Origin of the sequence: Fervidicoccus sp. (assembly GCF_049967375.1) — an archaeon.
In the GTDB taxonomy this organism is placed as follows: Archaea; Thermoproteota; Thermoprotei_A; order Sulfolobales; family Fervidicoccaceae; genus Fervidicoccus; species Fervidicoccus fontis.
The window spans coordinates 22,649-47,177 of record NZ_JBMFSV010000001.1; the positions used below are offsets into that span (position 1 = coordinate 22,649).

Consider the following 24,529-nt stretch of genomic DNA (forward strand, 5'->3'; position numbering starts at 1 on the left):
TTTAGCTTTCTTTTGGATATTGCTCTCCTTAATACTCTTGTGGAGAGGGAAAATGGAATGAACGTTTTTATCATCTATTTTTTAATTTATGCTATTATTGGAACAGCAATTGCAGTTGCATCAAAAAGAGTTGGCATAAAGAGCGCGAGAGATTACTATATTGGTGGAAGAAAAATAGGAGGAATTCTAGCTGGTGCTACTTATGCTGCGACCACTTACAGCGCGTTCATGATGATAGGACTTGTAGGAATGGCTTATTCGACAGGAGTGGGGACGCTTGGCTTTGAGCTTTCATATTTGCTTTCTACAGTCGCAATTCTCTCAACAGTCGGATATGAAATATGGAAGATCTCAAAAGAAAGGCAATGGATCTCTCCATCTCAGATGCTAGGAGATCTTTATGGTTCTATCTTTTTATCAAAATTTATTGCTCTTTTATACATTTTTGCTATGATCCCATACATAGCAGCTCAAATTCAGGGGTTGGGCGTAATTTTCCAAATAGGAGGGATGAGCTATGAAAGTGGCGTTGTCGCTGCGGCCGTAATCGTCGCACTTTGGATAGCTATTGCGGGAATGTGGAGTGTGGCAACTACCGATTTGTATCAAGCTATTTTAATGCTCGGAGGTGGAATATTATTTTTATATGTCGTTATTTCGATGATTTTGCCTTTTGGCGGATCTCTAAGGGCGATAGAGGTTCTAGCAAGCAGCGGATATTTAGGTATTATGCCATTTTGGAGCTTTCCCGTTTTTCTTTCTTATACACTACCATGGATCTTCTTTGCTATAACAAATCCTCAAGTCATTTTAAGGCTCTTCATACAGAGAGATGAGAAATCTTACAAAATGAGCGTCACATTCTTCGCTGCCTTTGGACTTCTATATACTTTATTGGCAGTAATGATTGGGCTTTTTGCGAGATATCTAGCAATAAACGGTATAATCCCTTCAGGTTTGGGAGGCAATTATGTTACTCCTGCGATTCTCTCAAAGCTTAGCGCAATAGCAGCTGGTTTCATAGGGATATCTATCATAGCTGCTGCGATTTCTACGGCTGACGGCATTATTCTCTCTGTATCGAGTGCTATCTTCAAAGATCTTCTAGGACTTAAAGATAAAAAAGTTGAGTTGATTGCTACAATCGATGTGGTTTTGACAGTAGTAGCTTCAATTTTAGCTTATCTTCACCCTGCTTATATTGTTGACCTTTCAGTTATGACTTCATTGTTATTATTGCCTTTAGCTCCAGTAACTATAGCTGGAATTGCTTTTAAAAACAAACTGGGAAAGTTTTCAAGAGCTTCCAGTTTAGCTTCTATAATATCGGGAGTGACGATAGGTGTTTATGGTTTGTATGCCAATGGAGCCGGAAGAATATTCACATCGATGCTTTGCGGATTGCCAACATCCCTATGGGTTTTATTGATATCATGCTTAGTCATTGTAATAGGGATATCTTTAGATTATCAATCCAAATTAAAAAGACATATTTTAGATTTAAAATAATTTTTAACAATAAAAATGATAATAATGAATTTTTATTATTAAAAAATTTTATAAAAAACTTATAAGTTTTTTTTAAAAATTGTAAAAATTCTACAAAAAATTTTTATATATGAGAAAATATTATAATTAATATGGGTAGAAAATTTGAAAGAAGATTTGGAAGACTTCTTAAAAATGAATTTGGAATCGATATTTACACTTACTCCAGCTAGGCCAGTTACGTATTTTGGAGTTGGAGCGATCAGGATGATATCTGAAATTTCAAAGAACTTAAAGTCTAAAGGCATTGATAGGGCAATTATTGTTACAGATCCTATTGTTTGGCAGTCTACAAAAGTGGAACAATATATTAAGCCTGCTCTTGAGGAGAACGGAATAGAATTTACAATTTATGATAAGGTTAGACCGAATCCTACTTATGCTTCATGCGATGAATTAGCTAACATTGCAAGAGAATTTAATGCCAAAGTATTTATAACAGTTGGTGGAGGAAGCCACAATGATACGGCGAAAACGGCAGCCGCACTCTTAAAGAATCCGGGAAAGACTGCAAAGGATTTGTATGAGAAGATAATTCTGATAAATGAAGCAATACCAGTTGTCTCAATCAACACTACTCATGGGACTGGGAGCGAGCTTGATAAATATGCAGTAGCTCAATCTGATGGCGGCTACAAGCCTGCAATTGCAGGTCCAGGTTTATATCCCGTATTTGCTATTGAAGATCCGGCCCTTACCTTAACCCTTCCTAAGAGGCAGACTTTGTCAACAGCATTGGACGCATTTCACCACAGCTTTGAGGCTGCAACCACAAAAACAAGAAATCCGTACTCAACACTTTTATCGAAAACAGCAATAAGGCTAATTGCAAAGTGGCTGCCCGTAGCAGCGAATGAGCCCAATAATATTGCTGCAAGATACTGGCTAATGTATGCTTCTGCTATAGCTGGAATATCATTCGATATCGCATCTCTACATTTAACACATACTCTGGAGCATCCAATGAGCGCGCTGAATCCAAAAACTCCTCACGGCATAGGACTGACTGCAATTTTCCCAGCTGTATTAAATGTAACTTATAAGATCTTCCCGGAGCTATCAGCAGATCTTTTGAGCTCAATAATACCAGATCTAAAGGGAGTGCCTGGAGAGGCAGAATATGCTGAAAGAGAAATTGAAAAGTGGTTCGCATCAATTGGAGTTCCAGACAAGCTGACGGATTTAGGATTTACGGATAAAGATGTAGATAGACTTGTAGAAAATGCAATTACTTCTCCAATGACTCCGCTCATGGCAGCAACTTCACCTGTTGAGGTCACAAAAGAAGTTGTAAGATTTATATACGAAAGGTCGCTCAGACCGATACATTAAATTTTAAAAAAATTAACTTTTTTTCCGTATGTCTTCTAATATTTCTTTCGCCCTATAGAATGAGATGTTTTTCTCGTTTACCATTATTTCAGCTATTTTTTCAGCCTCTTCGTAGCTTGCTCCTGCCATCACAGCAATATTCTTAGCATGAAGCCTCATATGACCTTTTTGTATTCCTTCTGTAGTAAGTGCTCTGAGCGCCGCAAAATTTTGAGCCAAACCAACTGCCCCCATTATTTCTGCTAGCTGTTTAGCAGTACTTATGTTTAAGATCTTCAATGCGATCTTTGTTATTGGGTGAACTTTAATAGAACCTCCTACTATACCAACTGCTAAGGGCATTTCCAACGTACCTACAAGATTCCCCTCTCTGTCTTTTTCCCAAAATGATAGGGTTGTATATCTTCCAGTTCTAGCAGCATAGGAATGAGCCCCAGCCTCTATAGCCCTATGATCCTGACCTGTAGCGAGGGCGACGGCTATTACTCCATTCATAATTCCCTTGTTATGAGTTGCAGCTCTATATGGATCGGATGCAGCAATTTCAGAAGCCATTGCGATAAGTTCAACGGCCTCCTCTCCAAGCATTTCTTTTTTAACGATAGCCCTTGTCCTTACGATCCTCCTATCAGCCAGGTTGCTCAAGATCCTTAAAATTGCTCTTCCTTCAGTTAATTTTTCAATGAATGGCGCGACTTTTTCTGCCATTGTGTTAACCGTATTAGCTCCCATTGCATCTTTTACATCTACTAGTAGATGAACACATAGAACTTTTCCATAATTTCTCGTATCAATTGCCCTTACCTCAACGTCCTTTGCTCCCCCTCCTATGTTAACCAGATATTTATCTGTCTCATTTGCTAGCTTCAAGATTTCATCTTTATTCTCATAAATGATTTGCGAGGCGAAGCTGATGTTTTTTACTCCATATATATAAATTTGCCCTATCATGATCGAATCTGTAGCAATGCTGATTATTCCGTTGCCATCTCTCATAAACCTAGCAGCGTTTGATGCTGCAGCTACAACGCTGGCCTCCTCTATTACCATTGGTATTAGGTAATCCCTTCCGTTGATTCTAAAGTTTGGTGCAACGCTGAAAGGCAGAGGCATCACTCCTACCACATTCTCTACCATAGTTTCGGCTATTTTTCTATCTAGACTACCCATGCTTTTAAGGAGGTTTACTTCTTCATCGCTCAAATTTGAAAATTCCTTGACTATTTTTAGCTTTTCTTCAAAGCTCATTTTATGGAAATCCTGGATTCTAGAGCTTTTTTCTCCCATCTTTTCCACCTTTCAAACTTGACCTCCTGAAGAACCGTCTCCCCTTATATCGCTGTAGGCCGCTTTTACTCCATTTTCCAAAATTTCTGCAATTGCTGCAACTCCGATCCTACTCGGATATCCCCTTTTAATAATCTTTTTCCCATTCAATTCATTCGCGCTAGGCATATCTATTCCCTCCTCATATTCCACTAAATTATTTTCAGGGTCCCACACAAACCTTGGATGCTCGAGAGCTTCTTGAGGATTCATCTTAAATCTAAAAATGTTCTCATAAAGTTGAGCGTGTAGCTGAGGCCTGTAATGGGCTCCAGAAAGCCCTAAAGACATAACCCTTTCTTTACCCTTTATTATCATTGCGGAAAGAGTGTGAAAGGGTCTCTTTCTCGGTCCAAGCGCGTTCGGATGCCCATCAATCAAGTTAAAAGAAGAAGCCCTCTTATTAAAAGTAATTTCAAATGTCGGCTCAGTTACATAGCTTCCCCAGCCTGTAAATAATGACTGTATCCCGCTAACTACATAACCGCTTTCGTCTATAATAGAGAAAAATGTAGTATCGCTACCTTGAGTAGATAGCGTGTTTCTGTATTTCATTGATTTTATTGCATTATTTAGAAACTCCTGACTTAAAAGCTCCTCAACAGTTGTTTTCATATATTCAGGATCTCCTATGTATGCATCTCTAACTGCATATATAGGCTCATAAAGCCTCAAATGAGATAAAACTCTCTCTCTTGAGGTTGAATTATAGCTCATTCCAAGATACTCCAAGAGCTTTAGAAGCTGAAGGGTTGTTATTCCTTGGGTATTGGGAGGCATTTCATATATGGTGTTGTCTCCCAGCTCTATGCTTATAGGTTTTCCGATGTGGGCTTTAAACTCCTTAAAATCTGAAAGCTCAAACGCTCCACCAAGACTGTTTAGGTATTCTACAGCCTTTTCAGCTATCGGACCTTCATAAAACTCTCTCGGATCCTGCGAGATAAGAATAAGCGCATTAATTAGGCCGTCATATTTGAATATATCTCCTGCTGTATAGCTTTCTTTGTTCGAGAAGTAGGTTTTTCTAGATCCAGGATCCTCGAGAAGTTTTTCCTTGCTTGAATTCAGAGCAGAAGCGAATGAATTGCTAATCGGAAATCCGTCCTTAAGTGAATCGACAACTATACTAACCAACTTCTTCCATTCCATTGTTCCGAACTTTTCCCACATAACTCTCAAGCCATCTACCAAGCCCGGAACTACAATACTATGAGGTCCCTCGTTAGGCATCTTATTAAATCCTCTGCTTTTCATATATTCAATACTAAGCCTCTTTGGGGCCCAGCCTGAACCACTTATGTAGTGGACTTTTTCAGAAGGATCCGCGATCAAAGCAAAAAAATCTCCACCGATTCCCCCGAGGTGAGGAAGTACAACGCTCAAAGTCAAAGAAGTCGCAACAGATGCATCAATCGCGTTTCCCCCCAAATCCAATACCTTCACTCCTATAGTTGTAGCAATAGCAGACTCACTTGTAACTACTCCACCTTTTGAATAGAACGGATGCTTAAACATAAATTTTACCTCTTTTATAATTTATTTTTAATTTGATAAAAACTTAATGGAATTTTCTAACATAAATCGACTAGCTTTCTAGATAACTCGTGTTATTTTTTCCCTCTTCTTTGATAGTTTTCTTTTCACGCTCGAGAGATAAATAGTGAAGATATGCAAGATAAATTGCAACCGCTCTAATTTTAATATAGCTTTCAATTTTTTTCTTTTCGGAGTCAAGAAGTTGCTTATAGCCTTGTGACTTCATCCTTTTTATTATCATATTGATCTCCTCGATGTCGGCTAAGTCTGCTTCCTTTCCAATTAATTTTCCATAGAGCCTTTTGCCGAGCATTATGTAGGGCTCAAGTGATGGCGGCTGCATTACGTTTTCCAGCAACTTCATTACTTCAATTCCCTTTGATTCAATCATTTTGGGGAGCTTTCTAAGCCCCATTGTAGATATGGACTTCGCGACCTCTTTCGAACTGATTAGTATGTTGTATTCTTCGTATTCTGCGAGATCATCGATTTCACTTTCAATTTTTTTAAGCATTGCTCCTGGTGGAAGCCCGAATGAAATCATGTCAACCCTTGTCTCCCCTTCTAGATTCTCTCCATCAAAGTATGTTAAGCCCAAAACGTAGAAGAGGGGTGTTTCGCTACTCTGATCTTCTATAGGTTCAAGTAGCGCGTCTATCGATAAAAGCTTTAGAGATTTGCTGGGCTTTGTTATCCTTGCAGCGAAATTTTTTACAGAAAGCTCTATGTGCCTCCCTTGGTCTAGGTACTCTAAGACCTTCTGGGCATAGCTTTTTACATCTTCCCATCCCATCCCAAAAGCGAGGAAATCAGCATATGCTATTTCATCGACCTGATCCATCATTATAAGATCAAGAGTATCGGGCTCATATCTTCTGACTTTTTCCGCGAACTCAAGCCAATCAAATGAGTCCAAAAAACCAGCCGATGCAGATTCGTGAACTTCAATGAACTTCTTCTCACTGACATTGCTGATTCCATATTCAATAAGGCCAAGATGTATACTCTCGATCCTCCTCAGAGCTACGGAAATAAATGCAAGAGCGATCCTAAGCATCCTTAAGTCGAGTCTTTCATCCACTTCATAGATATAGCCATAAGTAAAATCTCTGTACATACCATGAACTTCAACCGGAACTACTATCGCCCTCTTCTTCCTGTCAACTATAGTTGAATTTCCTACTTTGAATATTGAAGGCTTTTTCGATGATACGAGCCACATTATAGTATCAGGAATTTTAGTGAGCATTCCAAATCCATTTCTGGGAGGATATACAACAGGTTCCACTCTCGAAAAGAGCCTTCCACTTCTTATATCGTTGTAAAAGTTGGCATCTTCCCCCCACCTAGCTTTTGTATCTAAGTACTCCTCAATCGCTCTCGCAAGTCCCTCGTCCTGCCAAAAGTTCACATCTTTGATCTTCTTTTCGATTACTGAAGTCACGGATCTATATTTTTCAGACATTTGGTGGTAAACGACTATCGCATCATTTGCGTGATCGAAGCATCCAAGCTGAAATATTTCTACCAAATCGCAGAATCCTATAGGCTCTAAAGGTATCTTTTCACTGTCACTCTCCAAGTACCTCTTTATGCCATACGGGGGGCCAAGCTCATAGAAGTTCAGCCTATCCCAAATGAACTTTAGCCTGCTTTTATTGACCTGCCCATCGGTCAAGATCTTAGCTCTTTTCAGCGCCTCTATTTCTGGCTCAGTTAAGTCCTGCCTCAACCAGGGGGAGACAAGCTTCACTATTCCAGTGAAGAGCTTCATGTACAGATTCTTTGGGTTTATTATTGTTTTTTCTACAGGAAGCGAAACCCAATTTTCAAAAGCCTCGTAGCCCTTCGCAAAAAGCTCTCTATCCCAGTGGTTGTGAGGAATAATTATTGACTCAGTAAACGGTATTTCCTCCCTTCTTCCCTTCCTTCCTTCCCTCTGCAAAAATTCTCTTAAACTGTCTGGAAGACCTATATGCACAATCCTAACTACTGAACCTATATCAATGCCCTGTGAAAGCGTTCTCGGCGAGACTATTATCTTTATTTTACCCTCTTTCGCCCAATCCTCGATCTTCTTTCTTTCTGATTTCGAAACTAAATGATGATGAGTTGCAACCTTGTCCTCTCCAACTTTTATTTTCAGCTTCCTAGCAATCTCTTCAGCTCTGTTTATTCCCGAAGTAAATACAATTGTAAGTCCATCATCTTGCAGGTATAAAGATAAGATATCTGTAATATCAAATTCTATGGAAGGAACATTATAGCCTAAAGCCTCAAGATACTCAAGGGTTTTGTAGGGATTTTTCTTAAACGAATTGAGATCTTTTAGGGAGTCCAATATTGACTTGTCGACATCTTTTCTGCTAGAAAGTGAGCCTTCATACTCTTTTAATTGATTCCATATTTTTTCAAGATCTTTTCCAAGGACGACGCATAATCTGTTTTCAACATGAAAAGGTTTTCCTTCTATTATTTCAAAATCTCTATCTGTGATCGTTTTTAAATAAACTCCCAACTCAGTTGGATTGGAAAGAGTAGCAGTTAAGATAGCTACCTGAGGCTTTCTTTGAGATACTTTGCTTATGAGCTCAAGGATGCCTAAAATTAAACTAATACTTCTAGGATCGTAAAAATCAAGTTCATCAATAACAATTAAGCCTGGATTGAAGTAAAAGTCCTGAAATATTGATGTATTCTGTTTTGTGAAAAATTTTTTCAGGTCTGTCAAGAGGAATGCAGGATTGGTTATCAAGATTTTGCTTGAGATTATCTTTTTTCTAAGGCTTAAAGTTCCGTGTTCCTTCCTATAAGCTTCTTTTGACGGAGAATCCAGCTGCATTACAGGAACTGAAAAAGCCTTAGAATATGCCTCAATCCTGCTCACTTGGTCATTTGAAAGAGCTAGCGTTGGATATATAGCAATTGTCCTGAAATTTTCATGAGTGCTGGCCTTTTTTAAAGCATAGAGGGCCCATGCTTCAGTCTTTCCAGACCCCGTTCCAGACTTTATAATGATGTTTTTTCCTTCTTCGAGGGCTTTCATAGCTTTCAACTGATGGGAAAATATAGGCTTATCAGATATTCTTTTTATGAACTCCTCTTCCGTATTTTTGAGCTCAGGAAACATTTCTGCAAAAGTGATCTTTTCATATTCGGGAGAGATTTTTGGTTCGACCTTTGTTATGACCGTATAGCCCTTTTCTTTTAATACATCTGAAGAATCTGTAATCCTCATCTAGAGTTCACTCACTATAACGTTATTTCACACTCTCTAAAGGCAAATCTAGATAACTGTTTTCTGTAAAATCATTAATGTATTTTGAATCTAAGAATAAAAATAATTTACCATATATTTCAGGCATTCTGTTTTTCCCTGATAAAGCACACAATTCTTTAAGGGCAGAGGTGCAGTTTATTGAGCACCGAATAAGCTAATTATACATAAACATAAAAAAGTAGATTTTATTTAAAAACATTAAGAATTTTAAACTGGTGATAAATTGTTCAGCATAGTTGTTGTAAGCGATAGAGTATTTAAAGGAGAAGCCGAAGATGAAAGCGGAAAGCTTATGAAAGGGCTTTTAGAATCTAAAGGATTTAAAGTCGATTATATATTTACAGTTCCTAATGATCCTAAGGAAATACTGAGAGTGTTAAGAAAGTCGAATTCAAAAGCATTTATATTCATAGGAGGGACGGGCCCGAGTCCAAGAGATATTACACTAGACACTTTGGAGGAAGTAGCTTGGAGAAAGATTCCGGGGTTCGGGGAAGCGTTTAGGATGAAATCCTTTGAAAAAGTTGGTGCGGCAGGGCTAATTTCAAGAAGCGAGATGTTTCTGCTTTATGACGGAAGAGTATCTGTGGTAATTCCAGGCTCTTTAGATGCTGTCAAGACAGGATTCGAGCTAATAGCAGGCATCGTACCGCACTTGTTAGAAGAGGCAGAAAGGTTTGAAGGAGAACACAAAAAGCCTAATGTTAGCAACAAATAACTTTTCCTGCATTGCTATCAGCTATATATCCGAAATACCTCTCTGCAATTTTTTTGATCTTATTAAACTCTAAGGAATCAATAAATGTCTTAACAGCATTTTTTTCAAGGCTCTTTCTGTTTACTGCGAAGTCATAGTGCTCCTCTGTCAACGGTATATATCTCAGTCCATAAATTCTAGCTGCATGCTCTATGCAAACACCTGCATCTGCTCTTCCCTGTGAGATAGCAGCAGCAACTGAATTATGAGACGGCAAATTATATTCGTAACCTTTGAGCTCCCTAGTTATCTTTTTAAAATCTACCCCTTTTTCAGCAGAGATTCTTTTGAGGAGATAGTCAACATACATTCTTGTACCGGAGCCCTTGTTTCTATTTGCAAATCTAAGTCCACTTTCCAATACATCTTCTAATCCTCTTAAATTTGTTCCCTCTCTAAATGCCAGCACGAGCTTTCTTGAGTATCCTCTAACAAGCAGCGCACTGCTTTTTAGAACTGGATCTTTATTCAGAAACGGAGCATTGTAAGTACCTGTATTCTCATCAAAGAGGTGGATTGGAGCTATATCAATAAATCCCCTCTTAACTAACTCAAGCCCTAAATATGACCCAACAGGTATGTATGAGAGTTTCGCTTCGAGTCTGCTTTCTTTCAAAATATCTGGAAGCATTAGATCGTGGCTTCCCATTATTATTCCTTCCTTGTCTTCAAAGCTGTTAAAAACAACGACATCTACCTCGCTTCCCTCCTCAATTACATCTTTATTCTCACTCAAAAGAGCGATCCCATCAGCCCTCGCAACCATCATTATGCTTCCAGAAGATGTAGAAAAAGGTATTGCATATATTTTTTTATCAATACTGTTAAGTAATACAGGGACCAGCCATCTCCTTCCGATATCCTTTCTAAAGCTGACCGCAATAGAAGCTTTTTTTGTTTTTGCCCTATATTCAGTACCTCTGATTTTGAATAATGCAGGTAGTAAAATGAGCAGAGAGTTTGCAAGAGAAGAGAATGGAAAGCCCGGCAATCCTATTAGTAGTTTTCTTCCAGATCTCGCTAAAACCGTTGGCTTTCCCGGCTTGAGCTTAAAACCGTGTATAAGTACTTCTCCTACCCTATCGAAAACTCTATAAACAACATCATCGATTCCAGCAGATGTTCCTCCACTTGTTATAATGATATCATAGCTTTTGAGCAATTCTCTTATTCTTTCTTCAAGTATGTCTTCTTTGTCTTGAACGATTCCAAACATATCAGATTCTATTCCATGAGCTTTTAACAAGCTGTATATCATATAGCCATTTACATCGTAGATCTTTCCGATGCTAAGATCAGATCCGGGTGGAACTAACTCATTGCCGGTGGAGAGAATAGCAATTTTCGGCTCAATATATACTTTTACCTTGTTTATTCCCATTGAAGATAGAATTCCTATGTCTATATGGTCCAAAACCCTTCCCCTACTAAATAGAAGCTCTCCTTTTGCGATATCGCTACCTGCAAATGATATGTTCTCTCCGGTGTAAACAGATCTGTAAACTTCCACATATTCATTCTCTTTTCTTTTTGTGTATTCCTCCATTACTATTCCTGAAGTTCCCCTCGGTATCATTGCTCCTGTATCTATTTCTACCGCGTTTTTCTCATCTACTTCTATTTTTGGGAACTCCCCTATCCTTACCTTTCCAGCTATTTTGAGGACTGCAGGATTAAGCTCATCCGCGTTTTCAACAGATTTTATATTTACAGCATATCCATCTACTTCAGACCTATCAAAAGGAGGATAGTCGATAGGAGCATATATGTCATCTGCAAGGACTCTATAAAGGGCTTTCTGCAAATTCACTTCTTCAATTCCCAGGGGATTTAGCAACTGCTCTTCTTCTAGAACTTCCAATCCTTCTTCAACTGATACTAACCTATGAAACAGCTTTCTTTTCTCCATCTTCATTTCACCTTATAGAATAAAATTTATATTAGATGGACCCAAACCGTCTCTCCCTCTTCAAAACCTTCAACATTTCTCGGTATTATCATGAATGCATTCGTTTTAAGGAGAGAGCTCAATATTCCAGATCCTCTGAGCATAACGGGCTCCGCGCAAAGCTCATCGCCGCACCTAAATACATTTACACGGATAAATGTATCATAACCAATTCCTCCCGTAACCCTCTTTGTAAGCTTTGCAGGTATTTCAATATTTTCTAAACCCTTTGTCCCGAAATACTTTGATAAGAACGGGAGAAAGATGAATCTCAAAGCTACAAACGAAGCAACAGGATAGCCAGAAAATAAGAATATTGGTTTTCCTTCTATTAAAGCTATGGTAGTAGGCCTTCCAGGTCTCATCGCTATTCCTCTAGAGAGAATCTGCCCGTTTAGGTTTAAGATTGCATCAAATGTGAGATCTCTCTCCCCTGGACCAGTGCCACCTGTAGTTATTACGATGTCGTTTTCTTCTAAAGCTTTTTTGAGAACCTCTACGATTTTCTCCTTCTCATCTTCAACTACTCCATAGTGAGTCAATTGCAAAAAATTATGCTCTATTAATGAAGCGTAAATCAGCCTTGATGTAGAATCAAATACATAGAATTCTCCCTTTTTGTGCGTATTATTTATATCTACAACTTCAGAGCCTGTAGCTATTATGCCTATTTTAATCTTTTCTAAAACTTCAACCTCTTTAATTCCCACTGAAGCAAAAAGCGATATGTGCCAAGGCTTAAGGATCTGACCTTTTTCTGCAATTATATCTCCCTTTTTTAGATCCTCTCCTTTTTTAGAGACATTTCCGTATTTTGGAACGCTTTTCAATATATGGACTGAGTGCTCATAAATTCTGGCATCCTCCTTCATAACTACTGAATCGTATGGAGAAGGAATGGGCATTCCGGTATTAACTTGAACTGTTGAGCTGCAGTCAAAGCCCTCTCCATTCTTTTTCAAAGCTAGAATTACGGGATTGTTGAATGATGCAAGCGATACTTCGTCGCTACAAACAGCAAAGCCATCTACTGCGCTTCTATTCACTTCTGGCACATCTACTGGGGAAACAATAGATTCATTTAAGATCATCCCTATAGATTCATTTATGTGTGTTTTGAAGCCTCCTTTGCGGATTTTTACGCTTTCCAAAAGAATCTTAATTGCATCTTCTATTGGTAAAAAATTATATTCATAAGCGGAGTTCATATTGACGCGAGCACCATTTTTATTCTGAATAATGCATTATTAAAACGTTTTTGTATAAATTTTTAACCGCGAGATTCAAATATTAACGAAAGATTTTTTTAATATATGTTTTAATTTAATATCATTAAATTTCAAGGGGCAATAGTTTTGCAAAACGATAAATTGGTCGATAGATTCGGAAGGAAAGTTGATAGCTTTAGAGCTTCAATTACATCTCGATGCAACTTCTCCTGTATCTTCTGCCACCATGAAGGGTTGACTGCAATACCTAGGGATGAGCTTCTTTCTCCAGATGACTATGGCTTTCTATCTCTAGTTGCAAAGAAGTTCGGAATAGTTAATTATAAACTTACAGGTGGAGAGCCTCTAGTGAGGAAGGACGCGCATGAAATTGTTCGTGCTTTAAATGAAAACGGCCTTCATGTAACTATGTCGACAAACGGATATTTTCTCAAGGAAAAATCAAAAGATCTCTCTGAAGCTGGTCTGGAGAGGGCGAATGTGAGTCTTCACTCTCTAAACCCGGGAACATTTTCGTACCTTACTGGAACAAATGGGAAATATCTGGAGAAGGTCATTGAAGGGATTAATGAAGCTTTAAGCTACGGTATAGACATCAAGCTCAACTTCATACTGATGAACTCCAACAAAAATGAGCTTAAGTCAATAGTTGATTTTGCATCAAGCAAAGGCGTTAATTTGAACTTAATAGAACTTATTCCCTTAGGCACTCCGAAAAATGTATACGAAAGGGAGCATTTTCAAGTTAAAAGTGAATTTGAATATCTTGAAAAAGTTTCCGTAAAAAAATATATAAGAGAATTTCAAAACAGGCCTGTATATGTTTTGCCCAATGGAGTAGAGGTTACAGTAATTATAGGATATGGGAATCCTTATCTTTGTAGCAAATGCTCGAGACTGAGGCTAACACCTGAAGGAAGAATTAAAACCTGTATTTTCGTTGAGGACAAGTATGTTGACATACTTAAAGAAATAAAAAATAGAGATGAAGACGGCGTTGCTGAAGGATTGAGGAAAGCCGTTTTATTAAGGGAGCCGTATTTCAAATTTGGAGGTGAAAAAAATGTGCACCAAAATGGTTGACATTAGCGAGAAGGAAAGCGTTTACAGAGAAGCGATGGCAACTGGATTTATAAAATTAAAGAAAGAGACACTTGAACTCATGAAAAGCGGAAGAGTTGAAAAGGGAGATGTATTCTCGGTTTCGACAATTTCTTCAATTATAGGAGTGAAGAAGACTCCCGAGCTCCTCCCTCTTACTCACAACATACCTATAACTAATGTCGATACAAAGTATGAATTTGAGGAAGATGGAATTAGAGTCTATGTTACAGTAAGAAGTGTCAGCAAAACTGGAGTTGAAATGGAAGCACTTGTAGGTGTTGCGAGTGCACTCTTAAACATATGGGACATGGTTAAAAAATATGAAAAGGATGAAAATGGTCAGTATCCAACAACAGAGATAAGGGAAATTAAAGTAGTTAAAAAGATTAAAAAGTAAAAAAAATTTTATAGTTAGATCAAAACTTAAAAAATTTATATATTGGAATCACATTATATATTTCTTAAAATAATTCTAAAGGTAAGGAAATAATGTATGGGAATTGGGGTAAGATTTTAAGGGTAAATCTTACTGAGAAAGAGATAAAAGTTGATACTTATGAAGAGGAAGTAGCTAGGAAATGGCTCGGCAGTAGAGGACTTGGAATTTATCTACTTCTAAAAGAAATGGATCCGAAGGTTGATCCGCTCGGTCCAGAAAACAAGCTTATTATTGCTGCAGGACCGTTAACAGGGACACCGGCTCCTACTGGAGGTAGGTACAACGTTATAACCAAGAGTCCTTTAACAGGATACATAACGTTCTCTAATTCAGGAGGGTACTTTGGAGCTGAGCTTAAAAAGGCTGGATATGATGCGATTGTCGTTGAAGGAGCCTCAGACAAGCCCGTTTATCTATACATAAATGACGAACATGTAGAGTTGAGGGACGCATCTCATCTGTGGGGCAAAAAAATGAGCGAAACAGAGGCAATAATAAAGAAGGAGCTGAATGAGGAACACTTGAGGGTTGCAGGAATTGGCCCAGCTGGTGAAAATCTGGTGAGATTTGCGAGCATTATGAATGACGTGCACAGGGCAGCTGGAAGAGGAGGGCCAGGGGCAGTTATGGGTAGCAAAAAGCTCAAGGCCATTGCTGTTAAGGGTAGCAAGGAAATCCCCGTAGCAGATAAGAACAAGTTTATGAATGTCGTGAGGGAAAAGGTCAACAAAATTAGAAATGACCCTGTAGGCGGAGGAGGTCTTCCAAAGTACGGGACCGCAGTTCTCGTCAATATAATAAACGAGAATGGTCTATACCCAACAAGGAACTTCCAGACAGGAGTTTTCCAATATGCATATGAGCAGAGCGGAGAGGCGCTTGCAGAGAAATATCTTGTAAGGAATAATCCGTGCTTTGCATGCCCAATAGGATGCGGAAGAGTTACAAAGCTCCCAACAGTTGGTCAAACAGAAGGTCCAGAATATGAGACGATCTATGCTTTTGGCAGCACGTTGGGAATAAATGATCTTGCCACAATAGTTGAAACCAATCATTTAGCGGATGAATACGGCCTTGATACTATATCTCTTGGAGGGACCATTGCTACAGCTATGGAGCTATATGAAAAAGGATATATTAAGGAGGAAGATTTACAGAAAGGTCCTCCGCTTAGATGGGGCAACACCGAAGTACTTCACTATTATATTGAAAAAATTGTGAAGAAAGAAGGTTTTGGAAAAGAGCTCGCAGAAGGAGGATATAGGTTAGCAAAGAAATATAATGCCGAGCAGTATTTTATGGGAGTAAAGAAATTGGAGCTTCCAGCATATGATCCCAGAGGGGCAGAGGGACATGGCTTGGGGTATGCAACGAATAATAGAGGAGGATGCCATGTAAAGAACTACATGATTAGCCCTGAAATTCTGGGATATCCGTACAAGATGGATCCCCACGATATTAGCGATGCAAAAATAAACATGTTGCTTCTATTCCAGCACCTCACTGCAATTATTGACTCTGCAGGTCTCTGCCTCTTTACGACATTCGGGCTCGGTGCGGATGATTATACCGATCTACTCAATGCTGCACTTGGATGGAACCTGAAAACGGAAGATTATTTGAAGATCGGAGAGAGGATTTGGAACGCAGAAAGACTATTCAACCTCAAAGCAGGTCTCGATCCGCTAAAAGAGGATACATTGCCAAAGAGGTTCTTAGAAGAACCTATGCCTGAAGGTCCAAACAAAGGAAGAGTCGTCAGGTTAAAAGAAATGCTTCCGAGATACTACAAGATGAGAGGATGGACCGAAGACGGGAGGATTCCAAGAGAAAAGCTTAAGGAATTGGGATTGGAGCAGTTTGCTTAATATGAATATATATAAATATTTTTTTTAAATTTTTCTTTAAAAAATTTGCTAAATACACAATAATATAAGATTTTTATTAAGATGAATTGAAATGGTTAAGGTAAGACTTTTCGCAATGCTCTATGAATTAACTAATAAGAAAGAGCTTGAAGTAGAAAATGCAAACACTGTCAGAGAAATTATAGAAAAACTTGATTCGATGTATCCAGGCTTCAAAGGATTTCTTGAAAAAGGCTACCTTATATTGGTTAATGGAATAAACATTGTACATTTAAATGACCTCGATACAAAAGTTAATGACACCGATGTAGTGAGCATATTTCCTAAAGTAGGCGGAGGGTAATTATGAGTAAAGGCGAGAGAAAATTAGAGACCGATTATACATTAGAATTATGGGATTCGACTGTTTTTTTAAGACCTTCGCTTAACATGAAGTACCTATATATTGAGCTAACTACGAGGTGCAATTTGAAGTGCAAAATGTGCTTTAAGCAGTATTGGGAAGATAAAGAAGGTGATATGGACTATAATCTCTTCTTAAAAATATTGAACGATGCACAGGAATTTCCAAGCATAAAAATGATCTTTCTTGGTGGAATAGGAGAGCCTACCGTATATCCGAAATTTACCGATGCAGTTAAAGAAATAAAAGATAGAGGCTATGCTTTAGGGCTTTCAACTAATGGAACGCTTTTGAATAAATCTTTAATAGACTTTCTTATCAATGAGCAAGTTGATCTCATTTATTTTTCAATGGATGCCCTTCCTGTTCAGTCAAATCAGGTTAGATTGGGGCATGTGACTTCAGAAATAACAGGTGCAAATATCAAGAAAATAATTGAGGAGAAAAAAAGACGTGCACTTCCAAAGCCTTCTATCAGCGTGGAAGTTGTCGCAACGAAAGAAAACTATAAGCAGTTGCCAGAAATGGCAAAATATCTAAATGAATTAGGAGTTGATTCGATGCTTATATCGAATCTCTTGCCAATGACTGAAGAACAGGTGAACGATATCGTCTATGACGGGAAAGTAGACATGAGTAAAATAGTTGATGAACTGGAAAAAATATCATCTTATGGAATTTATATAAAGATCCCCTACTTTGAGTTAAAAACTGAGAGGAGATGTGAATTTGATGAGAACAATGCAGTTGTAATTAGATGGGATGGCGAGGTCTCGCCTTGCTACAGGTTCCTTCATACTTACTATGAATACATATTTGGAAGGAAGAAAAAGGTTAATGCTTATTCTTTCGGAAATGTGAAGAATAGGAGCCTTAAGGATATATGGCTCGATCCTAAATACTCGAAGTTCAGATTTGTCATGAAAAACTATATGTATCCTTCGTGTACTGATTGCCCACTGAGAAATGCTTGCGATTTCGTAAAAACAAGCGATATAGACTGCTGGGGTAATGAGCCCAGCTGTGCTGATTGTCTTTGGTCAAGAAGACTGATTTTCTGCCCTATTCCTCAATATATGTACGGAAAGTACTTTTAAAAAATTAGAGGTATTTTTTAAACCATGAAACTATTTGATTGAGCCTTTCAACTCTGTTTTTAGGTTTGCCCTTTCTTGAGAGCTCGTGGTTTTCACCTGGAAATATTACGAGCTTGGTTTCCACACCTTTAAGCTTTAATGCTGTGAATAGTTGGTATGCTTGATCTATCCAGCACCGGTAGTCCTCATCTGAATGAAGGATAAGTGTTGGTGTCTTGACATTGTTGACATATTTCAATGGACTTCTGTCCCAATATACTTCTATTAAGTTACCTGTCCATAGATCCTTCCCTAAGTCTCCTCCTATTTGATCTTCAGCGAAGTAATAGCCTATATCAGAAGTTCCATAGAAGCTTATCCAGTTGCTTATTGACCTCTGAGTTACTGCCGCTTTGAACCTATTAGTATGACCAATTATCCAATTTGTCATGAACCCGCCATAGCTTCCTCCAGCAACTCCAAGCCTATTTTCATCAATGAAGGAAAAGTTCTTAATCGCGTAATCTAGTCCTTCCATTAAATCCTGATAGTCTCTTGTACCATATTTTCCTCTCATATCCTTGAAGTCCTCGGTATATCCTGCGCTTCCTCTGGGATTGAAGTAGATTACCGCAAACCCCGCATCAGATAGTACGTGGAACTCATGCATGAAGCTCTCGCCATATGCAGTTGCAGGTCCGCCGTGAATGTATAATATAGCCGGGTACTTTTCACCTTCTTTGAATGTTGTTGGCTTGAGAACCCATCCATCTATGATGTTCCCATCAGAAGCAGTAAACCTGAAGTACTCGGGAGCCTGAATCTTAGCTTTTTCTATAACTTCATCATTAAAGCTCGTAACTTTTCTCAACTCTTTGTTTTCATAAATGTACAGCTCTGCAGGTCTCGTAGAGCTCATTATTGTTAAAGCCACTCTATCTTTAAACGATGTAAAGTCCTCAACCGTAAATTCACCTTCTACGGCTGGCTCAATCCTTCCTATACCATCAGTTCTATAAAGGGAAACTATTCTTCCTCTATTGAACGGGAAATAGAGCCATTTCTCGCTCCATTGGAGCTTTCCCTGAGAGGAGGGACCTCTAACATCAGAATTCATATTATTTGCAATGTCCCAGTCGCTTAAAGTAATCTTCTTTATTTGTCCGCTTGATAGATCCATTATCCAAAGCTTTATATGGGAATTTAGACCATGGGTGAAATCGCTAGCTCTAAAAGCTATTTTAGAAGAATTTGGATCCCAGGCTAGATCTTCAATCGAAAACTGTCCCTGAGTGAGCTTTGTTACTTCTCCTGTTTGCAAATTAATTAGCTTTATATCCGTTTTGTAAGGCCTCATATGGTCTTCCGCAGAAATGTAAGCAATTTTCTTTCCATCAGGGCTAATTTGAGCAAAACCTATTTCTTCATTTCCCTCAGTAAGCTTTTCTAGATTCCCATTGTTCAGATCTAAAAAGTAAAGCGCATTCCTTTCTCCATATATATATCCTTGACCATTGAACCAAAAAGGAACTTCATCTATTATTTTTATCTCTTCTTTCTTTTTAAGCGTCGGTAGGCTTATTAAGACCTTATCTTTTGAAGGGTGATGCCCGAATATCTGGAAGCCTTTTTCATATTTGAACACCAATCTAGGCTCCGTTTTGTTCTTTAAATCGAGAACCCAAAGCTCTAGTCCCTCTTCGTTTTCTTTTATCGATCTTCTAGATAGGAAAAGGATCTTGTTCGAATCTCCTGCCCAGAATGGGGAAAAATCCGACGGTCCGTTTGTTACGTGATAGTATTCATCTTTTTCAATGTCATATATCCAAAGTTTCGAGTAGTATTTATTGTCAGAAATGGAGGGCTTTGTTGTGACAAAAGCGACCTTCTTTCCGTCAGGAGAAATCTTCGGATCTGATACGAATGTTATCTTTTCAAGATCTTCTATCTTAAGTCCCATAAATTCCACCTTTTAAATTTTTAACAAGTCTATTTATTTAAAAATTATGTATGTTAATAGCACTTGCATTATTAATTAGTAATTTAAGGTTCCATTTGTAAGCTAACATTGAGAGGAAATTTTGAAAATCTCTAACATAATTATCTAATTAGGTTATCATAATTTAAGGAAAACCGACTAGATAAAAAATTAGATTATTCCAAAAAGCATAATCAAAATTGTTGCCAATATTAAGCTGATTATTGTCAATATGAGCGTTGACGAAGCTGTGAAGTTTGGGTGCCAGTTATATTTTAAAGCCATTATCGTATTTAGCGTTGCGGGTGGCATTATCCCAAGCAATATTGTTTCATACATATAGAGCTGTGAAATATGGAATATATAAATATATGGAAGGTAGACTATTGGATTTAGGACAAACCTCATGAATGCCATAACATAAAACGCTTTTCTGAAGCTCCCTCTAAATACGTCTGTACCGAAAGTTAGTTGCATTCCCATTACAAATATTGATAAATAGACAAGGGCTTTTGGAGCCCAGAAAAGCAGAATCGGAATATTTGAAGCGATATATGGAGTAGCGTAGTGTATAACGTTTCCCATAAAAAATCCCAAGATCACAGGATTCAAGATAATCCGTTTTGATAACACTTTACCGCTTCCTATAATATCTGGAATAAGTATTGCATATATAAACGATATTAGCCCAAAATATAAAGACATAGTTGCATTTCTAAAAGCTGAATATAGGACAGGATATCCTATAAATAAGTTGTTTTGGTTGACGCTATTTATTAGAACTACATATTTCGTTTCTTTATCTTTGAACGACATTTTACAAATAATTACCCCTGCAATTAGAACGAATGTAGTTATTGCTACAAAGGGAAAAATGAGCACACTCATAATTCCGCTTTCTGAAAAATTGTTTATGAATGTTAAAGGGGTGAGCACCCAGTAAACAATATTGAAAAGTATTTTTGCCGTTGCTGGATACCAGTTATAGTTTATGAAAAGACGCTTGTAGAAAAAGCCTGCAAACATAATTGCAAAAAGCAATGCTATAGACTCTAGCACAGGTACTAAATCGAACGCCATTCTTCACCATCTCTTCTTATTTTTCACTTCAAGTAGCCGGATTTAAACAAACAACCACCAACCTCAAAATGGAGGCTCACGTTTTTTTGTGAACTAGACTGAATTATCATTTTCCCTTAACATCGCCTCTGACACTCTATTCTCCTTAAACTAAGAGGTTTCCCTTTAGGTAGATTCATAGGTAATATTTTTAGTAAAAAAATATTTTTTGTAAAGTTAAAAAATGTTTTTAATAATTTTTAAATAAAATGATATCATGGTATTAAGTAGAGGTATTGAAAATGTGGAAACTTAGAGCCTTAAAAAAATTTCCCTTTGGCGGACTCTATAAAAATAAAGAAGAAACAAAAATCAGCTTAATAGGCGCACCATTAGATTTGACAAATTCACATGCACCGGGTACATATCTTGCACCTGAGGCCATAAGGAGAATTGCTGAAAGCCTTGAATGGTATTCGCTTCTCTATGAAGGAGACTTTTCTGAAAATGGAATTTATGATGAAGGAGATTTGGTGCTTTTTCCCGGAAAAGTGAGGGAAAATATAGATCTTATTTCAGAGTCGCTATTAGACATTAAGGAAGAAAAAAGAATTCCTTTTATGCTTGGCGGAGAGCATACCGTGACACTCGCTTCTTCAAAACTGCTTGATGAAGACACTTTGTTGGTTGTGTTCGATGCCCATTTTGATTTGAGGGACGAGTATTTGAATTCAAACATAACACACGCGACAGTAATGAGAAGAATAGTTGATAATTTCGAACCAAAAAATTTACTTTTTATCGGAACGAGAGCTGTTTCTCAAGAAGAACTGGATTTTGTAAAGAAGAATCAGATTGAATATATAACAAGCAGAAGGATCTGGCTGTATGGAATAAGCGAGTTTGCGAGGAACATTGAAAGAAAGTTGGAAAAATTTGGAAAAATTTACGTTTCCATAGATATAGATGCGGTAGATCCTGGTTACGCACCTGGGGTGAGCACTCCTGAACCTTTGGGGATAGACCCGCACATGTTTTTTGGACTACTGGATCCTCTTGTTAATGAGAAGCTAATAGGATTAGATATAGTAGAAGTGAATCCAATTAGAGATGCAGGAGAGGCAACAAGCGCTCTAGCAGCAAAAATTGTGATAGAATCTGCTATAAAGCTTAATAAAATCTATAACAAAAGATAATAGAAGATTAAATTGCCTTGATTTTTTTCACTGAAGGCTTCCTGACTTTATAAATAATTTTGCTACCGCAGTAAATGCACTTTATGCTGTGAAGTAGCTCGAAATCGTGAGGTTTAAGCTCTCTCCCGCATCTTGCACATATGTAAGTTATACTTTCTAGACCTTCATTCTTACCTTCTTCTTCCAATGAAATCACCCGGCTATTATATTCTTGTCCATCATTGGTTAATTACTTTTTTTAAAAATCTAGAATTGGAAAAATTATTTTTCATCGAACCCCTCTTTTCCTATAAGAGGAACAAAAACACACGAAATACTTTTTTTAATATTGAAGGTTTTTTCAGAATTTTTTCTAATTACATAAAGCGACTGAAATTCTATGCTACCTATTGGTATTACCAAAGTTCCTCCTACTTTTAACTGATCCTTTAGGCTTTCAGGAACTTTTGGAGAGGCTGCGGTTACAATAATTCTATCATAGGGCGAAAATTCTTTCAACCCTTGAGAGCCGTCTCCTACAAAAACGGTGACTCTATCACAATAGCCTGCCTTTTTTAAATTTTCTTTAGCGAACTCAGCAAGTTCTTTAATTCTTTCTACAGTATATACATGACCCGATTTTTTAATTTCTGTGTTACTTGGTGCTACTATTTCTGCGAGAATGGCTGCTTGATACCCGCTACCCGTTCCAACTTCGAGGACTTTATCTCCAACTTCAGGATCAAGTAGAGTTGTCATTATTAAGACCATGTGCATAGCGCTTATAGTCTGTCCATATCCTATAGGCAATGGAGTATCTGCATTGGCCATATCTTCATATTGCTGAGGAACAAAGAGCTTTCTGTCAACCTTTAGAAAAGCCCTTCTAACTTTTTCTGGAATTCTAAATCCTTCGCTTTCCAAATTTTTTATTACCCATTCTTTTTCCTTCATCCGCTTGCCTCTTATCATTATTAATTTGTTAAGAGTAAATATTTTTTACAGACAGAAAGTAGCTTAAAATTGGTGCATTGCCATTGAGAGAAATAAAACTCATCGTAGCAGCCAGTGATTGGATCGTCGCTTATGGACATTACAATGTCTTAGCTACCCACAGGACAACTTTTGAAATTACAAAGGATAATTATCTTACAAAAAGGGGAAATTGCATAATAGGTATAAAGTCATCGAAATCATTAAAAGATCTTTCTGAAGATATGAAAAATAACCTGAGGAATTCTAATACAATAGTGAGATTAATTCTATATGTAGATGGAAAGAGTGATGCCGTAACGTGTATGGGCAATGAAAACCTCATACTCAACAGCGATTCGAAAATAATTGTAAGAAAAAGTGGCTATATCGATGGCTCGACGCTATGCATAAATGCAGATAAGTCTTCGAATGAGCTAAGCAGAGAAGTCGTAAAAAAATTAAGAGAAGGTAAAAAGGTCACTTTAGGATTGATTGTATACTCATTATCACTTCATTGAACTGATATATCTATTCTGTAGATAGATTTTGACGGAGAGTATTCGATTGCCTCCTTTATATAATCTATCCTTGAAGATTTGATCAAAGACGCAATCCCCTTAACTTTTTCTTCAAGTTTGTCCTTTACTATAAGGGCATATATATGAAGCGTTGTCCCTGTTTTTACAACGGCATTAACGTTTTGAAGAAAGCCTTCGATCATTGTCGGATTATTCATTATTATTCTGTCAAACTTAGCTTTCTTGCTCATCATTAAAAGCAGTTTATTAGCCTCGAGGTTTGAAGCTATTACCTCTCCAATTATCTTCTTTTTATTGAGCAAAACTGAAGCATTTAAGAACTTTATTGCATATGGATTTATGTCGTTTGCGAAGACAATAGCTCTTTTTGCTGCAGCCAAATGTATGGAGAAGCCTCCAATTCCTGAAAAAAGGTCAAGCACAACCTCCCCATCTTCTGAAATTTGTGATATATAGTGATGCTCTTCTGCAAGTCTCGGATTGTAATATACCTTTGAAATATCTACATAGAAGAGGAGCCCGTATTCCTTTGCTATTGTCTCCGTCTTTTTTTCCCCGAGCAAATGTATTATCTTTGGAACCCTAAATTCTCCTTCAGTTCCAATTTTACCATAAACACTTTTTATATATTTGTTCACTCTCAATATCTTCTCAGCGAGCTCCTTTCCACGATCAATCTCATTTTCATTTTTTAAATTTACTAATGCAATGTCTCCTATCACTAAGAAGCTTGAACTGCTATCTAGGTTTTTATTGTTAGAAAGTTGGTTTTCAGACATTTTTCATCATTTTTTAAATAGTGAAAAAAGCCGCCGGCGGGACTCGAACCCGCGACCACCAGCTTACAAGGCTGGCGCTTTAGGCCGTTGCGTCTGCCTGCTGAGCTACGGCGGCATATAATGTTTTTATCTATTAAGATTTTTACAAGAGGATTTAAAAATTTTATACTTTGAC

Annotated in this window: 20 protein-coding genes and 1 tRNA gene; 10 read left to right on the forward strand and 11 right to left on the reverse strand. The window is 37.7% G+C overall.

Annotated elements, in window-relative coordinates; genetic code table 11:
- The first annotated feature begins 57 nt into the window (after positions 1-57).
- The gene (locus ACP5SL_RS00135; protein WP_428227990.1) at positions 58-1,509 is read left to right on the forward strand and encodes a sodium:solute symporter family protein; all 1,452 of its coding nucleotides are present in this window, start codon (positions 58-60) and stop codon (positions 1,507-1,509) included.
- 144 nt (positions 1,510-1,653) lie between these two features.
- Positions 1,654-2,880, forward strand: a complete 1,227-nt coding sequence (locus tag ACP5SL_RS00140) for an iron-containing alcohol dehydrogenase (RefSeq protein WP_211206237.1) — start codon at positions 1,654-1,656, stop codon at positions 2,878-2,880.
- Positions 2,881-2,892: 12 nt separating this feature from the next.
- On the opposite strand, the gene ACP5SL_RS00145 is transcribed toward ACP5SL_RS00140, so the two are convergent.
- From ACP5SL_RS00145 to ACP5SL_RS00155, 3 genes are all read right to left on the reverse strand, one after another.
- Positions 2,893-4,167, reverse strand: a complete 1,275-nt coding sequence (locus tag ACP5SL_RS00145) for a hydroxymethylglutaryl-CoA reductase, degradative (protein ID WP_148683464.1) — start codon at positions 4,165-4,167, stop codon at positions 2,893-2,895.
- Between the two features lie 12 nt (positions 4,168-4,179).
- Entirely contained in the window at positions 4,180-5,724 is a 1,545-nt protein-coding gene (locus ACP5SL_RS00150; protein WP_428227991.1) for a gamma-glutamyltransferase family protein, read from the reverse strand.
- Between the two features lie 70 nt (positions 5,725-5,794).
- Positions 5,795-8,983: a DEAD/DEAH box helicase gene (locus ACP5SL_RS00155; protein WP_428227992.1), complete on the reverse strand. Its 3,189-nt coding sequence runs from the start codon at positions 8,981-8,983 to the stop codon at positions 5,795-5,797.
- A gap of 265 nt (positions 8,984-9,248) precedes the next feature.
- Here ACP5SL_RS00155 and ACP5SL_RS00160 point away from each other — a divergent pair, with 265 nt between their 5' ends.
- The gene (locus ACP5SL_RS00160) at positions 9,249-9,743 is read left to right on the forward strand and encodes a MogA/MoaB family molybdenum cofactor biosynthesis protein (protein WP_014557331.1); all 495 of its coding nucleotides are present in this window, start codon (positions 9,249-9,251) and stop codon (positions 9,741-9,743) included.
- On the opposite strand, the gene ACP5SL_RS00165 is transcribed toward ACP5SL_RS00160, so the two are convergent.
- Together ACP5SL_RS00165 and ACP5SL_RS00170 are read right to left on the reverse strand one after the other, a co-directional pair.
- Complete coding sequence (locus ACP5SL_RS00165) at positions 9,730-11,691, reverse strand: molybdopterin biosynthesis protein (RefSeq protein ID WP_428227993.1); 1,962 nt, start codon at positions 11,689-11,691, stop codon at positions 9,730-9,732. The genes ACP5SL_RS00160 and ACP5SL_RS00165 overlap by 14 nt on opposite strands.
- Positions 11,692-11,717: 26 nt before the next feature.
- A complete protein-coding gene (locus tag ACP5SL_RS00170; RefSeq protein ID WP_428227994.1) occupies positions 11,718-12,938 on the reverse strand; it encodes a molybdopterin molybdotransferase MoeA in 1,221 nt (406 codons plus the stop codon).
- Between the two features lie 147 nt (positions 12,939-13,085).
- On the opposite strand from ACP5SL_RS00170, the gene moaA reads away from it, so the two are divergent.
- The 5 genes from moaA to ACP5SL_RS00195 all read left to right on the forward strand — a co-directional run bounded on the left by moaA (position 13,086) and on the right by ACP5SL_RS00195 (position 17,870).
- The gene (moaA, locus tag ACP5SL_RS00175; RefSeq protein ID WP_272985639.1) at positions 13,086-14,042 is read left to right on the forward strand and encodes a GTP 3',8-cyclase MoaA; all 957 of its coding nucleotides are present in this window, start codon (positions 13,086-13,088) and stop codon (positions 14,040-14,042) included.
- Positions 14,023-14,460 (forward strand): cyclic pyranopterin monophosphate synthase MoaC, encoded by a 438-nt coding sequence (moaC, locus tag ACP5SL_RS00180; protein ID WP_014557335.1) that lies wholly within the window; start codon positions 14,023-14,025, stop codon positions 14,458-14,460. Before moaA ends, moaC begins: the two co-directional genes overlap by 20 nt.
- A gap of 92 nt (positions 14,461-14,552) precedes the next feature.
- Complete coding sequence (locus ACP5SL_RS00185; protein ID WP_428227995.1) at positions 14,553-16,370, forward strand: aldehyde ferredoxin oxidoreductase family protein; 1,818 nt, start codon at positions 14,553-14,555, stop codon at positions 16,368-16,370.
- Positions 16,371-16,461: 91 nt separating this feature from the next.
- On the forward strand, positions 16,462-16,713 hold the full coding sequence (locus ACP5SL_RS00190) for a MoaD/ThiS family protein (protein WP_014557337.1): 252 nt from the start codon (positions 16,462-16,464) through the stop codon (positions 16,711-16,713).
- Between the two features lie 2 nt (positions 16,714-16,715).
- Positions 16,716-17,870, forward strand: a complete 1,155-nt coding sequence (locus tag ACP5SL_RS00195) for a tungsten cofactor oxidoreductase radical SAM maturase (protein ID WP_193803476.1) — start codon at positions 16,716-16,718, stop codon at positions 17,868-17,870.
- 4 nt (positions 17,871-17,874) lie between these two features.
- Here ACP5SL_RS00195 and ACP5SL_RS00200 read toward each other — a convergent pair whose 3' ends face one another.
- Complete coding sequence (locus ACP5SL_RS00200; RefSeq protein ID WP_148683465.1) at positions 17,875-19,809, reverse strand: S9 family peptidase; 1,935 nt, start codon at positions 19,807-19,809, stop codon at positions 17,875-17,877.
- A 189-nt stretch (positions 19,810-19,998) separates the two neighbouring features.
- Positions 19,999-20,907 carry an AEC family transporter gene (locus ACP5SL_RS00205; protein ID WP_428227996.1) on the reverse strand — a complete coding sequence of 303 codons (909 nt, stop codon included), beginning with the start codon at positions 20,905-20,907 and terminating at the stop codon, positions 19,999-20,001.
- 281 nt (positions 20,908-21,188) lie between these two features.
- Here ACP5SL_RS00205 and speB point away from each other — a divergent pair, with 281 nt between their 5' ends.
- Positions 21,189-22,082, forward strand: coding sequence for an agmatinase (gene speB / locus ACP5SL_RS00210; protein ID WP_014557341.1), 894 nt, complete (start codon positions 21,189-21,191; stop codon positions 22,080-22,082).
- Positions 22,083-22,089: 7 nt separating this feature from the next.
- On the opposite strand, the gene ACP5SL_RS00215 is transcribed toward speB, so the two are convergent.
- Both ACP5SL_RS00215 and ACP5SL_RS00220 read right to left on the reverse strand, forming a co-directional pair.
- Positions 22,090-22,269: a hypothetical protein gene (locus ACP5SL_RS00215; protein ID WP_228009340.1), complete on the reverse strand. Its 180-nt coding sequence runs from the start codon at positions 22,267-22,269 to the stop codon at positions 22,090-22,092.
- A gap of 74 nt (positions 22,270-22,343) precedes the next feature.
- The gene (locus ACP5SL_RS00220) at positions 22,344-23,015 is read right to left on the reverse strand and encodes a protein-L-isoaspartate(D-aspartate) O-methyltransferase (protein ID WP_211206241.1); all 672 of its coding nucleotides are present in this window, start codon (positions 23,013-23,015) and stop codon (positions 22,344-22,346) included.
- Between the two features lie 83 nt (positions 23,016-23,098).
- On the opposite strand from ACP5SL_RS00220, the gene ACP5SL_RS00225 reads away from it, so the two are divergent.
- Positions 23,099-23,554, forward strand: a complete 456-nt coding sequence (locus ACP5SL_RS00225; protein ID WP_148683466.1) for a DUF371 domain-containing protein — start codon at positions 23,099-23,101, stop codon at positions 23,552-23,554.
- On the opposite strand, the gene ACP5SL_RS00230 is transcribed toward ACP5SL_RS00225, so the two are convergent.
- A complete protein-coding gene (locus tag ACP5SL_RS00230; RefSeq protein ID WP_193803478.1) occupies positions 23,548-24,354 on the reverse strand; it encodes a class I SAM-dependent methyltransferase in 807 nt (268 codons plus the stop codon). The genes ACP5SL_RS00225 and ACP5SL_RS00230 overlap by 7 nt on opposite strands.
- 28 nt (positions 24,355-24,382) lie before the next feature.
- A tRNA-Thr gene (locus ACP5SL_RS00235) sits at positions 24,383-24,469 on the reverse strand.
- Between the last annotated feature and the right edge of the window lie 60 nt (positions 24,470-24,529).

Bases quoted from the DNA above. Each gene is read 5' to 3' on its own strand.
- ACP5SL_RS00135 (WP_428227990.1), top strand. From the start codon at position 58: ATGAACGTTTTTATCATCTATTTTTTAATTTATGCTATTATTGGAACA.
- ACP5SL_RS00145 (WP_148683464.1), bottom strand. From the start codon at position 4,167: ATGGGAGAAAAAAGCTCTAGAATCCAGGATTTCCATAAAATGAGCTTT.
- ACP5SL_RS00150 (WP_428227991.1), bottom strand. From the start codon at position 5,724: ATGTTTAAGCATCCGTTCTATTCAAAAGGTGGAGTAGTTACAAGTGAG.
- ACP5SL_RS00155 (WP_428227992.1), bottom strand. From the start codon at position 8,983: ATGAGGATTACAGATTCTTCAGATGTATTAAAAGAAAAGGGCTATACG.
- ACP5SL_RS00165 (WP_428227993.1), bottom strand. From the start codon at position 11,691: ATGGAGAAAAGAAAGCTGTTTCATAGGTTAGTATCAGTTGAAGAAGGA.
- ACP5SL_RS00170 (WP_428227994.1), bottom strand. From the start codon at position 12,938: ATGAACTCCGCTTATGAATATAATTTTTTACCAATAGAAGATGCAATT.
- moaC (WP_014557335.1), top strand. From the start codon at position 14,023: ATGTGCACCAAAATGGTTGACATTAGCGAGAAGGAAAGCGTTTACAGA.
- ACP5SL_RS00185 (WP_428227995.1), top strand. From the start codon at position 14,553: ATGTATGGGAATTGGGGTAAGATTTTAAGGGTAAATCTTACTGAGAAA.
- ACP5SL_RS00190 (WP_014557337.1), top strand. From the start codon at position 16,462: ATGGTTAAGGTAAGACTTTTCGCAATGCTCTATGAATTAACTAATAAG.
- ACP5SL_RS00195 (WP_193803476.1), top strand. From the start codon at position 16,716: ATGAGTAAAGGCGAGAGAAAATTAGAGACCGATTATACATTAGAATTA.
- ACP5SL_RS00200 (WP_148683465.1), bottom strand. From the start codon at position 19,809: ATGGGACTTAAGATAGAAGATCTTGAAAAGATAACATTCGTATCAGAT.
- ACP5SL_RS00205 (WP_428227996.1), bottom strand. From the start codon at position 20,907: ATGGCGTTCGATTTAGTACCTGTGCTAGAGTCTATAGCATTGCTTTTT.
- speB (WP_014557341.1), top strand. From the start codon at position 21,189: ATGTGGAAACTTAGAGCCTTAAAAAAATTTCCCTTTGGCGGACTCTAT.
- ACP5SL_RS00220 (WP_211206241.1), bottom strand. From the start codon at position 23,015: ATGAAGGAAAAAGAATGGGTAATAAAAAATTTGGAAAGCGAAGGATTT.
- ACP5SL_RS00230 (WP_193803478.1), bottom strand. From the start codon at position 24,354: ATGTCTGAAAACCAACTTTCTAACAATAAAAACCTAGATAGCAGTTCA.